A 13947-nucleotide genomic window follows, 5' to 3' on the forward strand; every position below is an offset into this window, starting at 1 on the left:
ACCTCGCCGCTTGACACCCAACCTCCAGGGATGTCTGACCGGGGGAGGGAGTCAGCTCGAAGGACTGCCCGTCGTAGTGGACGATGGTCCGTCCGTCGGGGGTTTCGTTCGTGGTGACACTCAGCCCGATACCCATCCACCATTCGTAGCTGATCGTCGCCGGGTGATTTCAACCCGTATCCGTGGTTCGCGGCTGGCCGAATCCGGCCACACCTGCGCAGTGGGCGCACCCTCCCGTCGGGGCGCTCCGGTCGGGAAATGTGATCATCAGGTGGTGAAGGACTGCACCTTTTGCGGGATCGTTGCGGGGCGGCTGCCGTCATATCGGGTCCTTGAGGACGAGCGCACCGTGGCGTTCCTCGACATCGCCCCGGCCGCGCCGGGACACACGCTGGTCGTCCCGCGTGAACACGCCGCCGATATCTGGACCATCTCCGAGCCCGTTCATGAGGCTGTTGCTCGGATGGCGCATCGGGTCGCCGCCCTGGTGAAGGCGACACTGGCGCCAGACGGAGTGAACGTGACCCACTCCACTGGAGAAGCCGCCGGGCAGGAGGTCTTCCACTTCCACACCCATGTGGTTCCGCGCCGACATGGTGACGATCTGCGCTTGATGTGGAACTCCCACCAGGCTCCGGCTCACGAACTAGAACGCACCCTGGAGCTGATCACTACGCCTCGCTGATGCGAACAGCCCGGAGAGGCATCCGAAGGTGCGGGTCAGCGCAGGAGTGTGTTGGCTAGCGTGATGCCGTGCAGGAGGCGGAGTCTGCGCAGTTCGTAGTAGGCGAGAGCGGATACCGTCACCGGCGCCCCGAGCATCAGTGCCAGGGCCAGGACCTGCGGAACTCCCTTGTAGGAGTCGCTGAAAAGGTTGACCACGGCCATCACCCAGGACGCCGACACGCTCACCAGGGGCGGTACCACCTCGTGGATGTCGGCCGTCCGGAACACGTTGGTCAGTGAGAGGACGATGCCGTAGAGGGTGAAGGGGAGCATCCAGAGGAAAAGGACCACTCCCACGGGGATCATCACCACCGGCCCCGCCGCGTCGCGCGCACCCTCCAGATCGGGTACGGCCGCGAGCACGAACGTGAACATGGAGCCGAACATCGCCGCGACCGCTATCAACGGGTAGCGGAGCCGGCGCGCGAAAGCGCCACGGTTCGGCGGCCGGGCGGCAACGACGAAGGCGCCCACGACCAGTGGCAGGACGCAAGTGAGGATCAGGACGTTGATCCAGGCGTCACCGAACCGCTCGTCCGCCAGTTCCTTGGGGGCGGTGGCCCTGTAGACCCCGGCCACGGCGAGAGTCACCACGATGCCCGCCCAGGCACGGGCGACCTGCAGCTTCCGGACGTGCGTGTCGACGATCAGGTCCGGCCGTGAAGGCCGGAACACCGCCCGCGCGGCGAGGAACGGGTTCAGCTTCCGGAGGATCCGCCGCGCCCGCGACGGCGGCCGCGGAGGTCCGGGCGGCCGATACGGCGGGTGCGGAGGCGGGGGCTGGGGCGGGTAGGGACGTTGCGGGTGAGGCGGATACTGCGGCGGCGGCGGTGGCGGGCCCTGCCACCAGGGCGGCGGTGGTCCATATCCGGGAGGGGGTGGACGGTGTTGCGGCGGAATGGGGGGAGGCGGTGGCCTGTGTCCGCCTTGTCCCCACGGCGGACCAGCGGGTCCTGTCACCGAGAGCTCCTCCAAGTGCTGCCGCGGACGTCCCGAACACCCGGCCCGGAATCGGCTCGCGACACTATTGCATGATCTTGTCGGCTTCGTGGGGCCGAAGCGGCCGACTCGGAAGCCGTTACAGGGCTTCCGACGACTCCGGCGGCTGCCGGGTTCGGTGCGTCTTACCGACCGCGGCCGGACGTTCGTCACCACCGGTCCGCCCGAGGGGCCTATGGTTCGGCCGAGTGTTCGAGAATCGAGGATGTGTCGGCGCTGCGGGTTCTAGGGTCGCGGCGTGGTGAATTCCGAAGGCGCTGAGCCTTGCCGCGGTTTCTGGGCCGATTCCGCCCGGATCCGGACCGGCTATCTGGCCGACGTGCCGACGCATCTGCTGGTGATGAAGATCGCCGAAGAGGTCGGCGAGGTCGTCGAGGCCTACCTCGGGATGACCGGCGGCAATCCCCGCAAGGGCATCCACAAGACCGCCGCGGATGTGCTGGACGAGTTGGCCGACGTGATCCTTTCCGCCGCCGTGCCCATGGTCGACCTGGCCGGGGGCCCTGACCAGGCCGGACAGCACATGGCTAAACGGCTCGGCGTCGTCTCCGCCCGCGAGGTCGGCGGGGCGGACGCGGTCGCTGCGAACGGCTGGCACGGATCCTTCATCGCGCCCCACGTGTTGCTGCGGCGCGAGGACGGCGCGGTGCTGGTGCTGCGCCGCCACAACACCGGCTACCGCGACGGCTGGCTCTGCCCGCCCGCCGGACGGATCGAGCCCGGCGAAGACGTCCTGGCGGCCGCGATCCGGGAGGCCGGGGAAGAGACCGGCGTGACCCTTCACCGCGACGATGCCGTGTTCAGCCACGTTATGCACCGCGCCGAGGCGTCGTTGCCCGGCCCCTGCCACGCGATCAGCGACTACTGGTTCACCTTCCGCCGCTGGGGAGGCGAACCGCGTGCGGCCGAGCCCGATAAGGCATCGGAGGCGCTGTGGATCGACCCAGCGGCTCCACCGGCCGACCTGATCCCCCACTGTGCGCGGGCCCTCGCCGCGATCGAGCGCGGGGAAGCCTTCAGCGTCCACGGGTGGACCCCGGACGACTGAGCCGCTCGGCACGCTGCGGAGAGCCCCGGGTCGTCCGAAAGGCGACGCCCCCACCTGCGCGCCATTCGAAGGAGCTGGCTGGAGTGCTGAGTCCTGGTGACGCAACACCTCGGAGTTCGACGGCACAACCTGCCCTCTCGCGAGAATGCTTGCGTGACCACAGCCACATGCCGCCGCTGACAGGGTCTGGACGACGGGCGCCTCACTCGTTGCGGCGCTCCGCTGCCGCGGCCGCTATGCGCGTTCGCGGATCAGGGTTTCGGTGCCGGTCATGATGGCTTCCTCGCGTAGTTCGACGAGCTGACGCCCGTGTCACTTGAGGAGGGTAAGGAAGAAGTCCCGGACGTCCTCGGCGAGCAGTTCCGGCACCTCCATCGCGGCGAAGTGGCCGCCGCGCTCGAACTCCGACCAGTGCCTGATGTCGTACAGCCGCTCGGCCAGCGGTCGCACCGACTGCGTGATGTCGTGGGGGAGCACCGCCACGCCGACCGGTACCGGGCACGGCTCGATCCGCCGCGGAGTCTCGCGGGCCAGGCGCGCCGAGGACGCCGCCGTGGCGGTCAGCCAGTACAGCGAGATGTCGGTGAGCATCCGCTCGTCGCTGATCTGCGAGCGAGGGTCGGTCCACTGCGCGAAGCGCTCGGCGATCCAGACCAACTGGCCGACCGGCGAGTCGGTCAGCGCGTAGCCGATGGTCTGCGGGGTGAGCGCCTGCAGAGCCTGGTACGGCGGACGATTCGCCATCAACTTCCGAACCTTGTCCAGCCGGGCCTCATCCGTTTCCGACAGTTCGATGTCGGCGTCCGGGACCGGCCGGGTCGGCAGGTAGTTGACGTGCACCCCGACGACCTGTTCGGGTACGACCGCGCCGAGCGCCATCGAGATGCCCGCGCCGAAGTCGCCCCCCTGCGCGCCATAGCGCTTGTACCCCAGCCGGCGCATCAGCTCGGCCCAGGCCCGCGCGACCTGGACGACATCCCAGCCGCGCTCAGAGGTCGGCCCGGAGAAACCGAAACCCGGGATGGACGGAATCACCAGGTGGAAGTCGCGCGACAGGGGCTCGATCACGTCGAGGAACTCCAGGAACGAACCGGGCCACCCGTGGGTGAGGATCAGCGCGAGCGCGTCCGGCTTCGAGGACCGGACGTGGACGAAGTGGATGTTCTGGCCGTCGATCTCGGTGGTGAAGTGCGGAAGCTCGTTCAGCTCGGCCTCCTGCGCACGCCAGTCGTAGCCGGTGCGCCAGTACTCGGCGAGTTCCTTCAGCCGAGCCAGCGGGAAGCCGTAGTCCCACCCGGCACCGGCGATCTCGTTGGGCCAACGGGTGCGGGAGAGGCGGTCGGCCAGGTCGTCGAGGTCGGCCTGGGGGATGTCGATGCGGTACGGCTTGATCATGATCTTCACTCCAGGAAAATCGTTCGGAGGTCTAACGTTCGTGTCACTAACGAAACTAGACTGTTAGTGTCACTAACGCAAGAGGTGGAGGAGAACCCATGAGCCCGACCCCCGAACCCACTCCGGCCCGGCTGCGCGCCATCCCCAGCCGCCTGCTCGCCGGGGCCGCGGCCGCCGCCGACCGGCTCGTCAGCGAGCGCCTGGCCGGCGAAGGCGCTCGCAAGTGGCACTTCGCCGTGCTGACCGCGCTCGCCGAGGCCGGTGCCGCCAGCCAGGCCGAACTCAGCCGCCGCACCGGCATCTACCGCAGCGACATGGTCGCCGTCCTCAACGAACTCGCCGGCGCCGAATACATCCGCCGAGAGGCCGACCCCGCCGACCGCCGCCGGAACGTCATCACCCTCACCCCCGCCGGCCATCGCCGCCTGGAGCACCTCGACGCGCTCGTCACCGACGCCCAGCGCGAACTCCTCGCCCCCTTCACCCCCGGCCAGAAGGACGAACTCACCCGCCTGCTCATCGTCCTGACCGAGCACCACCGCCCCTCGCACCCCCGCCCGCACGACGCGAAGTAACCCATCCGCCGCCGCTGACGAGGGCTGGACGACGGGCGGCTCACTCGTTGCGGCGGGCGGCCCAGACGGTGCGTTCGGTGCGTACCGCGAGGTCGTCGCGGCGCAGGACGCTGTGAGGGCCATCGTCGTCGAGCAGCCGGTCGAGCGCGGCGAGGTCGTCCGCCGAGAGTGCATCGGCGACCTTGGCGCGGATGCGCCGCAGGCCCCCCAGGGCGTAGCGGCCGACCGCCTCGCTGCGGGAGCCCGCGATGTTCACGGAGAAGGTGCGTTCGCCCTCGATGGTGAATCCGGCGGCGGTCAGCATCGGCCCCCAGTCGGCGCCGCGATGGTCCACGCGTCCGGCGTGGAGGTGGTCGGCCGCGGCGTGGCAGCGCTCCTCCAGGCCCGGTCGGTCCTCTGGGGCGTCAGCGGGCAGGAAGCGGGGGAAGCCGGCCAGTTCGACGACGGCGAAGAGGCCCCCCGGCACGAGGATGTCGTGGACCTTGCGCAAGGCGCGCTCGGGGTCGGCCATGTGGTGCATCGAGGCCGAGGCCCACACCAGGTCCGGCGTGCCGAGGTCGGGCCAGTCGGCGTCGAGGTCGGTCTGGACGGGGTGGACGAGATCCGCCACCCCCACTGCGCGCGCCTTCTCCTGGAGGCGGTGGAGATAACCGGGCGAGGAATCGACGGCGGTCACGTGTGCCTGGGGAAACTGGGCGAGCAGGGCCAGGGCGCCGGTGCCCGTCCCGCAGCCCAGATCCACGATCTGACGGGGTTCCGCATGGACGGGTAGCCAGGCGGTGATGCCGGCGATGTGGTCGGCGAGGACCTCCGCGTCCAGGTCGAGGAGCTCGGCCTGGCCGTCGAGGTCGTGCGGGTGATCGGGCTGATGCCCCAGGTGGTGGCCGGGGTGCGCTGCATGCGGTGGAGTGGCGTTCACGCCGCCATCCTGCATCGCCCATGCGTCAATGGCATCGCGGCTTGCCGAACGCGCAAGGCGATGCCCGTCTGATCTGCCGACCGCGCAAGCTGCGTACCGGGCCGGTGTGCGCCGCGTCCGTCACTGCTCGGGGCGGTTCGCGTCGTCGTCGCCGTCACCGCGCTGGTGACCGCGGCGGGCGTCCCGGTCGAAGATGCCCAGGATCTCGCAGGGGCCGCCCTCGGCGCCGATGGCGTGCGGCAGCATCGTGGGGAACTCCGCGGCCTGGTTGGTCTCGACGCGGAAGCGGCGGTGCCCCAGCATCAGGACCGCGGTGCCGGACAGGACGACCAGCCATTCGCGTCCGGGGTGAGCGCGCATTCGCGACGGGTTGTCAGGCGGCGGCTCGGTCATGCGCTGACGTACGACGATCATGCCGGGATCGGCCTTGATGGGCCAGCGCATCGTGCTGTGGGCGCTGTCGATCATCGGGCTGATGACCACGTCGTCGGACGCGTCCTCGACGAGCTGATCGAGAGTGGTGTCCAGGGCGCGGGCGAGCGTGACGAGGCTGTCCAGTGCCAGGCGCCGCCGACCGTTCTCGATGCGGCTGAGCGTGGACTGGCTGAGATGGGCGCGCTTGGCCAACTCCTCCAGCGACCATCCCTGCGCGACCCGCAGGGCGCGGATTCGTTTGCGCACCAGGCCGTCCAGTTCTCCATCATCTTGCGTCATAAGCAAAATTCTATGCCTCTTGGGCAAACGCGACTAGCTTCCGTGCAGGTAGGGCGGACGGCGGCGCCACCCGCCGACATCCGCCCGCGCCGGAGCACCACGCGACCGCGCCCCTGTGGCGCGCGGCTCCGCCTTCCCCGTCCGATGCGACCGGCTCGCCCGGCGCGCAGTCCGCATGCCCTTTGAGAGGAATCCATGAGTATGAACCAGTCTCCGCAGGTGGGCGCCACCGGAGCTGCCGAAGCCGGGGGCGCCGCCTCGGGCCAGGACTCACCGGACCCACGCCGACTACGCATGATCCTGATCGCGGTCTGCGTCGCGTTGATGGCCGTCATCGCCTCGGTGTCCGGGCTGAACGTCGCCCAGCCCGATCTGGCCGCAGCCTTCGACGCATCGCAGAGCACGATCCTCTGGATCATCAACGTGTACACCCTCGCACTGGCCGCCCTGCTCCTGCCGCTCGGCGCGATCGGCGACCGGCTGGGCCGCAAACCCATGCTGATCGCCGGTCTGGGCGTCTTCGGCATCGCCGGCGTCCTCGCGGGTCTGGCCCCGTCGGCCGAGGTCATGCTCGCCGCGCGCCTGCTCGGCGGCGTCGGCGCGGCGATGATCATGCCGATCACCCTCGCGGTGATCACCTCCACCTTCCCCGCCCGGGAACGCGGCCGGGCGATCGGCGTCTGGACCGGCGTCGCCGGGGGCGGCGGCATCCTCGGCATGTTCCTGTCCGCCGCCCTCGTGGACCTGGCGAGTTGGCGATGGCTGTTCGTCCTGCCCGTCGTCCTGGTCATCGTCGCGCTCGTCATGGTGCTGCGCTCGGTGCCCGACTCCCGCGAGGCCTCCGGGCACTCCTTCGACATCGTCGGGGCGCTGACCTCCGTCATCGCCGTGATCGGCCTCGTCCTCGTCCTGCAGGAGGGGCCGCAGCGCGGCTGGACCCACCCCGCCGTCCTGATCAGCCTCACCGCCGGGATCGCCGCCACCGTCTGCTTCGTGACCTGGGAGCTGCACCGCCGGGACGCCTCGCTGCTGGACGTGCGCCTGTTCCGCGAGCGCGGCCTGGCCGGCGGCTCCATCACGCTGATGACGGTCTTCGGGGTGCAGGCCGGCATCTTCGTGGTCCTGTTCCCCTTCCTCCAGGCCGTGCTGGGCTGGTCGGGGCTGATGTCCACACTCGCGCTCATGCCCATGGCCGTACTGATGATGGCGGCCTCGGGCCTAGCCCCCAAGATGGCCGCCCATGTCGGCCCCCGCGCGACCATGGCGACGGGCATCCTGCTGGCGGGCGCCGGCCTGGCGCTTATGGCCGGCATCGTCTCCGTTGACGGCGGCTACCTGTCCGTCCTCCCCGGCATGCTCGCCATGGGCATCGGCATGGGCCTGTCGATGACCCCTTCGACCGAGGCCATCACCGCCTCCCTGCCACGCGAACGCCAGGGCGTCGCGTCTGCGCTCAACGACGTCACTCGGGAACTCGGTACGGCATTGGGCGTCGCCTTGCTGGGCACCCTCTTGGCCGTCGGCTACCGCAACGCCATCAGCGGTAAGCTCGACGGCGTCCCTTCGAGCACCGCCGCCACCGCCCGTGAAGGCGTCGCCAACGCCATGAAAGCGGCCGACGGCGCGGGCCCGCATGCACCGACACTTGTGCATGCCGCCCAGCAGTCGTTCGTCGAGGGCTGGCAGCAGTCCATGTGGGCAGGCGTCGCCGTCATGGCAGCCCTGCTCCTCTTCGTCCTAGCCCGAGGCCCGAAGCGCGGCGCCCCCACGGCCGACCAGGCGGAGCCGGCCGAATAACGTGCCGCCGCCATCTCCCGCCCGATGGCGGCGGACACGCGGCCGACAGCCGGTAGATCACGGATGGATGCGTGACCAGACCCACTTGCCGCCTGCCGGGTCACCGGTGACGCCGCACTTGGCCGACAGCGCTTGGACGATGTGCAGGCCCCAGCCGCCGTTGTCGTCGAACGCCTCCTCCGACAGGTCCAGGTCTTCGAGGGTGAGTTCCTTCATCGGCTTGGTCTGGGGCAGGGCGTAGTCGGCGTCCCAGACGGCGATGACGATGCCGTGCCCGTCCCGGCTGAGCTGGAGGCGGATCTCCTCGTGCGGCGTCTGCCGGGCCGCGTTGGTCACGAGCTCCGAGACGACCAGAAGCGCACTGTCCAGAATGTGGAAATAGTGCCAGTTGCGGATTCGTGCATCCACAAGCGTTCGCGCCAGTCCCACTGCGGACGGTGTGCCCATAAGGGGCATAACCAGATCCCCACTCGCTGTCATCGCCATCGCCATCGCCCCGCCCTTGCCGAGATTTTGATTTCCTGCGACAAGGATCACGGGGGGTCTTAGTGTTGACCTGTACATACAACATTGCAAAACAGGAGGACTGGTGCCCCTCGTTCGCGATCCCCTCGATCCCAAGATCTCCATGTATCACTTCCTGGCCTTCTACCTGCGTTTTCTTCGCGAGAGGGCTGGTCTCTCGCTCGCTCAGGCCGGAAAGATCATCGGAGTCACGAGGTCTTCTGTTTGTAACATCGAGGCGGGGAGGCAGCGTCCTCAAGAAGATCATTTGGTGAAGCTCGACGAGAAGTACGGGACCGGAAGGCTGTTGCAGCTCTTACTCTGGTTTGCCCGAATGATGCACGATCCGGATTGGGGGAGGCAGCTCGACAAGTACGAAGAGGAGGCCATCTCCGTCAAGACCTATCACGGTCAGGCCGTCCCCCTGGCGCTCCAAACAGACGACTACACCTGGGCCTGCGTCGAGGCGAGCAGGTTCAAAGATCTGGACGCGACCATGGCTCGCCGCGTCGCGCGCAAGCGGGCGTACTGGGAGAAGGGAGATTCGCTCCTGACCTGGGCGGTGATTGACGAGGCTGTCCTCGCCCGCATGGTCGGTGGCCCAGACGTAATGAGGAAGCAGTTTGAGCATCTGCTTGCCCTTGCTGAGCTTCCGCATGTGAGTTTGCGCATCATCCCTTTCTCGTCCGGCGCGCACATGGGTTTCGAGGGGTCGGTGCAGATCCTTGGACTGGAGGACCGCGACGTCGCGTACTCCGGTGCGCAGCATGGCGGACGCCTGATCGAAACGCCTGGCGAGGTTCGGGAGCTGTCCGTTATGTTCGATCGCATCGGCGTGAAGGCTGCCTCTGAGGAAGCCTCTCGCGAGATCATCAAGCAGTATGCGGAGCGACTCACATGAGTACGAAGTGGCGGAAGAGCTCGTACAGCGGCGGCGTGAATGATGAGCACTGTGTTGAGGTCAGCCGCCTCGCGCCAGGGGGCGAGATCGGTGTTCGGGACTCCAAGAACCCAGACGGTGGTCACCTCTCGCTGCCTGTTGCGGAGGCTGCATGTCTGATCCAGCGGCTCAAGCAGTATCAGGAAAGTCAAGCGTGACGAACGCATGGCGCAAGAGCACTCACAGCGGTGGAGCAGATGACCAGCACTGCGTTGAGCTGGGACGACTTGCGCCAGACGCCGGGGTCGGGGTGCGGGACAGCAAGGACCCGGGTGGGGGCCACCTCTCTCTGTCCGTGGCGGAAGCCGCCCGCCTGATCCAGCGGCTCAAGCAGTACTAACGTTAGCGTCGCCGGGCGTCCGTGTGTCGGGAGCGGGCCTCGTTGATTTCCGCCTCGTGGCGGACTGCCCAGTCGGCCAGCGCTGAAAGCGGTTCCAGCAGACTGCCGCCGAGCGGGCTCAGGCTGTACTCGACGCTTGGCGGCACCGTCGGGTGCACCTCGCGTCTTACCAGCCCGTCGGCCTCCAGACCTCGCAGGGTACGGGTCAGCATGCGTTGGCTGATGCCGTCGACGGCACGGTGCAGTTCGTTGTACCGGTGCGGACGACCCCCGAGAAGGATCACCAGGAGCATGCTCCACTTGTCGCCCACCCGCCGGAACACGTCCCCGACCGGACACGCGGCCAACTCGTCGGCGGGCACCGGGCGAGGCAGGTCATGCGCCAGCACAGAGGGAACACCGGTGTTCGTACCGGACATCTAACTGCCTTCTTCCGCCATCCGCCGGGGCGGCACATGATCAGACGTGCCGCTTACGAGACTAGGGAGTCGCACAGTGCCGGACCAGCCGTCCAAGACCGTCATCATCAGCGGCGGGACCACCGGCATGGGCCGGGCGGTCGCCCTGGAACGGCTGGCCAGAGGCGACCACGTCACCGTGATCGGCAGTAACGAGGCGAGGGGCCGCGCCCTGCTCGACCACGCCGCCGATCCGAACCTGCGGTTTCTGCGGGCGGACTTGTCCTCGATCGCCGAAGTCGAACGGGTCATCGCTGACATCTCCGAGCAGCATCAGGCCATCGATGCGCTGGCATTGTTCGCCAACCGGATCAGTCCCGAATACAAAGAGACCCAGGACGGACTCGAGTTCACCTTCGCCCTTTACTACCTGAGCCGCTATCTGCTCGGCCACCGGCTGCGCCCGCTTCTCGACGCCGCTCCCGACCCCGTGATCATCAACGTGGCCGGTGTCGGGAGCACCGCAGGAAAGATCTTTTGGGACGATCCGCAGCTGGCGCGCCGTTACGGGCAGGTGCGTGCCCAACTCCAGGCCGGCCGGGCGAACGACCTGCTCGGCGTCGCGTTCGCCGGCCAGGCGGAGAGCAAGGTCCGCTACATCCTTTACCATCCCGGATTCACGCGCAGTGGAGCCGACGGTCACCCGAACCCGCTCATCCGAAACACGATCAGACTGCTCGCGAGATTCTTCGCTCGTCCCGTCGCCGACGCGGTCCGGCCGATCGTCGAATGGATCGACCAACCGCCCGAAAGCGCGCTGTCCGCGATCGATCGCGGCAAGCCCGTCGACATGTCCCTGAAGACCTTGGACCCTGACGATGCCGCCCGTCTCGCCGCCTACACGCGAGACCTGCTGCGCAGCCGCAGCCGCTAGCGCCAATTCAGCCGACTATCCGCAGGTCAGCGCCATCTGGCGAAGGGGCCATCTTGGTGAAGCGTGCGGGTGGACGTGCAAGACGTGTCAGGTCGAGAAGCCCTGAGCGTCGCGTCCGGACGGGTCCGTTGCGCGAAGGCTCTCGTAAAGGCCGCCCAGGCGTCGTCCGGTGTCTTGGCCGGTGGAGTCGGTCTCGTGAAGACTCCAGCCTGGATACGGCTGGTCATCCGGGGTGGTGGCACTGGAATCGTCGATCACGAGCAGTGTGCCGAAGACCGCCTCGAACGCGGCGGCTTGCATGGTGAGCACGATGTCGTCGCGTTCGGCTCCGGCGGCGAGCAGGCGAGCTGCCGCAGGGACGTTCTCCACCGCGCCCGGACTGCCCCATCCGTCGAGGACCTCGTCCCAGAGGCGGCGCAGCAGCAGGAAGCCCGCCAGCTGGGGGATGTCTTCGGAGACCTCCGACATGGCCCACTCCTCCGGTCCGTCTGCACCGACTTGGGCGAAGCGGTCCCGCAGTGCGATCGCGGCGGCGCGCTGTTGCGTCGGGAGGCCGGCGAGCCACTGGTCCCAGGCGCTCTGTTCGTTGGTCATCGGATACCTGCAGCGTGGAGGCCCTGTCCTTCAGGGCGGGGAGGGAACGCGGCTTGGTGCGGCATGGGGACCGTCCCGGGTTTGTCGGTGGCTGTCTGTACGTTGTGCGCATGTACCGGTACCGCTTGTGTCCGACCTCTCTGCAGGAGGCGGGGCTGCTGGAGCATTGCGGGCATGCCCGCTTCGTGTGGAACCTGGCCGTGGAGCAGCAGTCGTGGTGGACGCCGCGCCGTGGTCCCGCGCCGGGGTATCTCGCCCAGGCCCGCCAGTTGACCGAGGCCCGCGCCGCGAACCCGTGGCTGGCGGCCGGTTCGCAGACGGTGCAGCAGCAGGCGCTGCGGGATTTCGCGCAGGCGATGAGCAACTTCTTCGCGGGCACGCACCGGCGCCCGACGTGGCGCAAGGCCGGGTTGCACGAGGGGTTCCGGATCGTCGGGGTCCGCAGGCGGCAGTGGGACGTGCGGCGCCTGTCGCGCCGCACGGGTGAGGTGCGGGTCCCGAAGGTGGGGTGGGTGCGGTTCCGGTGGTCGCGGCCCGTGCCCGAGGGTGTGAAGTCGTTCCGGGTGACCCGTGACCGCGCCGGCCGGTGGCATGTCGCGTTCGCCGCGGTCCCCGACCCGGTCCCCGCGCCCGGCAACGGGCAGGCGGTCGGCGTCGACCGGGGCGTGGCCGTGTCCGCTGCACTGTCGACCGGGGAGACCTCGACCGTTGCGGGCCTGACACCCGGCGAGGCCGAGCGGCTGAACCGGCTGCTGCGGTGCCTGGCCCGCGCGAAGCGGGGATCCAACCGCCGCAACAGGATCAAGGCCGCCATGGCCCGGCTCAAAGCCCGTGAGGCCGACCGCCGCAAGGACTGGGTCGAGAAGACCTCGACAGATCTGGCGCGCCGCTTCGAGGTGATCGCCGTCGAGGACCTCGACGTGCGCGCGATGACCCGCTCGGCCAAGGGCACCATCGGGGCCCCCGGCGCGGGCGTCCGCCACAAGGCCGGACTCAACCGGGGGATCCTGGCCAACGGGTGGGGGCAGCTCGCCGCCCGCCTCGAACACAAAGCACCCGGCCGCGTGATCCGGGTGAACCCGGCGTACACGTCGCAGACCTGCAACCCCTGCGGGCACCGCGCCCCGGAGAACCGCGAGAGCCAAGCGGTGTTCCGGTGCGTCGCCTGCGGGCACCAGGCCCACGCCGACGTCAACGCCGCACGCAACATCCGAGACACCGCCGTGGGACGCACGGTGGCAGCGCGGGGAGCCCTCCAGCCGGAAGGCGGGGCCGTGAACCGCGAACCTCAATCTTTGCTCCTGCCTGCGTAGGAGACCGGGTTGGAATCCCCCGCCTTCAGGCAGGGGAGGACGTCAAGGGCAGATCATGGCGTATGAGGCCGAACTCCTCGTATGCCTTGCTCTCGGCCCGGCGGCTCCGGCCCAGGCCGAGAAGCAGAGGCGACAGTCGTCCTAAGACGCGCCTGGCGCGCCATGCGGTAGTGGAGGTAGACGACTCTTGCGAAGGTGCGGGTCTCAACGAGTTCGAGATCCGCCTGGCGCTTGTGCTGGGGGTAGAACGGAGTGCCGCCCCCAACGAGCACCGGGTAGACCCTGACCCGGTACTCATCGATCAGATCCAGATCGGCCGCTTGGCCGGCGAGGGTCGCGCCGCCGATCGCGATGCTGCCTTCCCCCGGCTCGGCCCGCAGCCGCTCGATCTCCTCCGCCAGGCCACCGGAGGCCAGGCGGGCATTGCCCCGCACCTCCGTCAGCGTGGTGGAGAACACCACCTTCGGAAGCGGGTTCCAGAGTGCCGCCCATTCGCGCTCCGAGTCGTCGAACGATGAGACCTGGTCGCCGGTCTCCCAGTACAGCATCGTCTCGTAGAGCCGGCGCCCCATCAGGTGGACACCGACTCCTTGGATCTCCTCGATGGAGAAGCGGAAGACCTCCTCGTCGGGCGCCGCCCAGCCGAAGCCGCCGTCCGGCCCGACGATGTAGCCGTCAAGTGAGACGGCCATCGAATAGATCACGCTGCGCATCAGGCGCCTCCTCGGTAACGGGTTCGACAGTACGACCG

17 protein-coding genes are annotated in these 13947 nt (G+C 68.7%); 9 read left to right on the forward strand and 8 right to left on the reverse strand.

The window, feature by feature from the left end; genetic code table 11:
- The first annotated feature begins 274 nt into the window (after window positions 1-274).
- Window positions 275-685, forward strand: a complete 411-nt coding sequence (locus K4S16_RS23965) for an HIT family protein (protein ID WP_200842073.1) — start codon at window positions 275-277, stop codon at window positions 683-685.
- A gap of 35 nt (window positions 686-720) precedes the next feature.
- Here the strand turns inward: K4S16_RS23965 and K4S16_RS23970 are convergent, their stop codons facing one another.
- The gene (locus tag K4S16_RS23970) at window positions 721-1401 is read right to left on the reverse strand and encodes a hypothetical protein (RefSeq protein ID WP_200842074.1); all 681 of its coding nucleotides are present in this window, start codon (window positions 1399-1401) and stop codon (window positions 721-723) included.
- 562 nt (window positions 1402-1963) lie between these two features.
- Here K4S16_RS23970 and K4S16_RS23985 point away from each other — a divergent pair.
- Window positions 1964-2773, forward strand: coding sequence for an NUDIX domain-containing protein (locus K4S16_RS23985; RefSeq protein WP_149261290.1), 810 nt, complete (start codon window positions 1964-1966; stop codon window positions 2771-2773).
- 312 nt (window positions 2774-3085) lie between these two features.
- On the opposite strand, the gene K4S16_RS23990 is transcribed toward K4S16_RS23985, so the two are convergent.
- Window positions 3086-4168, reverse strand: a complete 1083-nt coding sequence (locus K4S16_RS23990) for an epoxide hydrolase family protein (protein WP_149261291.1) — start codon at window positions 4166-4168, stop codon at window positions 3086-3088.
- 98 nt (window positions 4169-4266) lie between these two features.
- On the opposite strand from K4S16_RS23990, the gene K4S16_RS23995 reads away from it, so the two are divergent.
- Window positions 4267-4743, forward strand: coding sequence for a MarR family winged helix-turn-helix transcriptional regulator (locus K4S16_RS23995; RefSeq protein ID WP_149261292.1), 477 nt, complete (start codon window positions 4267-4269; stop codon window positions 4741-4743).
- A 40-nt stretch (window positions 4744-4783) separates the two neighbouring features.
- Here K4S16_RS23995 and K4S16_RS24000 read toward each other — a convergent pair whose 3' ends face one another.
- Both K4S16_RS24000 and K4S16_RS24005 read right to left on the reverse strand, forming a co-directional pair.
- Complete coding sequence (locus tag K4S16_RS24000) at window positions 4784-5662, reverse strand: class I SAM-dependent methyltransferase (RefSeq protein WP_375708344.1); 879 nt, start codon at window positions 5660-5662, stop codon at window positions 4784-4786.
- Window positions 5663-5782: 120 nt separating this feature from the next.
- On the reverse strand, window positions 5783-6376 hold the full coding sequence (locus K4S16_RS24005; RefSeq protein WP_200842075.1) for a helix-turn-helix domain-containing protein: 594 nt from the start codon (window positions 6374-6376) through the stop codon (window positions 5783-5785).
- A gap of 294 nt (window positions 6377-6670) precedes the next feature.
- Between K4S16_RS24005 and K4S16_RS24010 the strand changes: the two genes are divergently transcribed.
- Window positions 6671-8173, forward strand: coding sequence for an MFS transporter (locus tag K4S16_RS24010; protein ID WP_200842076.1), 1503 nt, complete (start codon window positions 6671-6673; stop codon window positions 8171-8173).
- 57 nt (window positions 8174-8230) lie between these two features.
- Here K4S16_RS24010 and K4S16_RS44440 read toward each other — a convergent pair whose 3' ends face one another.
- Window positions 8231-8581: an ATP-binding protein gene (locus K4S16_RS44440; protein ID WP_160161011.1), complete on the reverse strand. Its 351-nt coding sequence runs from the start codon at window positions 8579-8581 to the stop codon at window positions 8231-8233.
- A gap of 181 nt (window positions 8582-8762) precedes the next feature.
- On the opposite strand from K4S16_RS44440, the gene K4S16_RS24020 reads away from it, so the two are divergent.
- Genes K4S16_RS24020 through K4S16_RS24030 form a run of 3 tightly spaced genes read left to right on the forward strand, consistent with a single transcriptional unit; the run spans window position 8763 to window position 9957 of the window.
- The gene (locus tag K4S16_RS24020) at window positions 8763-9578 is read left to right on the forward strand and encodes a helix-turn-helix transcriptional regulator (protein ID WP_160161012.1); all 816 of its coding nucleotides are present in this window, start codon (window positions 8763-8765) and stop codon (window positions 9576-9578) included.
- Window positions 9575-9775: a DUF397 domain-containing protein gene (locus tag K4S16_RS24025; protein ID WP_149261297.1), complete on the forward strand. Its 201-nt coding sequence runs from the start codon at window positions 9575-9577 to the stop codon at window positions 9773-9775. The genes K4S16_RS24020 and K4S16_RS24025 overlap by 4 nt, the downstream gene beginning before the upstream one ends.
- Window positions 9730-9957 carry a DUF397 domain-containing protein gene (locus tag K4S16_RS24030; protein WP_149261298.1) on the forward strand — a complete coding sequence of 76 codons (228 nt, stop codon included), beginning with the start codon at window positions 9730-9732 and terminating at the stop codon, window positions 9955-9957. Before K4S16_RS24025 ends, K4S16_RS24030 begins: the two co-directional genes overlap by 46 nt.
- A gap of 2 nt (window positions 9958-9959) precedes the next feature.
- Here K4S16_RS24030 and K4S16_RS24035 read toward each other — a convergent pair whose 3' ends face one another.
- Window positions 9960-10376, reverse strand: coding sequence for a helix-turn-helix domain-containing protein (locus K4S16_RS24035; protein ID WP_149261299.1), 417 nt, complete (start codon window positions 10374-10376; stop codon window positions 9960-9962).
- Window positions 10377-10452: 76 nt separating this feature from the next.
- Here K4S16_RS24035 and K4S16_RS24040 point away from each other — a divergent pair, with 76 nt between their 5' ends.
- Window positions 10453-11289: an SDR family NAD(P)-dependent oxidoreductase gene (locus K4S16_RS24040; RefSeq protein ID WP_149261300.1), complete on the forward strand. Its 837-nt coding sequence runs from the start codon at window positions 10453-10455 to the stop codon at window positions 11287-11289.
- An 87-nt stretch (window positions 11290-11376) separates the two neighbouring features.
- Here K4S16_RS24040 and K4S16_RS24045 read toward each other — a convergent pair whose 3' ends face one another.
- Window positions 11377-11883 carry a hypothetical protein gene (locus K4S16_RS24045; protein ID WP_149261301.1) on the reverse strand — a complete coding sequence of 169 codons (507 nt, stop codon included), beginning with the start codon at window positions 11881-11883 and terminating at the stop codon, window positions 11377-11379.
- A gap of 110 nt (window positions 11884-11993) precedes the next feature.
- Between K4S16_RS24045 and K4S16_RS24050 the strand changes: the two genes are divergently transcribed.
- Window positions 11994-13196, forward strand: a complete 1203-nt coding sequence (locus K4S16_RS24050; RefSeq protein WP_149261302.1) for an RNA-guided endonuclease TnpB family protein — start codon at window positions 11994-11996, stop codon at window positions 13194-13196.
- Window positions 13197-13249: 53 nt separating this feature from the next.
- Here the strand turns inward: K4S16_RS24050 and K4S16_RS24055 are convergent, their stop codons facing one another.
- A complete protein-coding gene (locus K4S16_RS24055) occupies window positions 13250-13909 on the reverse strand; it encodes a dihydrofolate reductase family protein (RefSeq protein ID WP_149261303.1) in 660 nt (219 codons plus the stop codon).
- Window positions 13910-13947 lie beyond the last annotated feature (38 nt).

Source organism: Actinomadura sp. K4S16 (genome assembly GCF_008327685.1).
GTDB lineage: Bacteria > Actinomycetota > Actinomycetes > Streptosporangiales > Streptosporangiaceae > Spirillospora.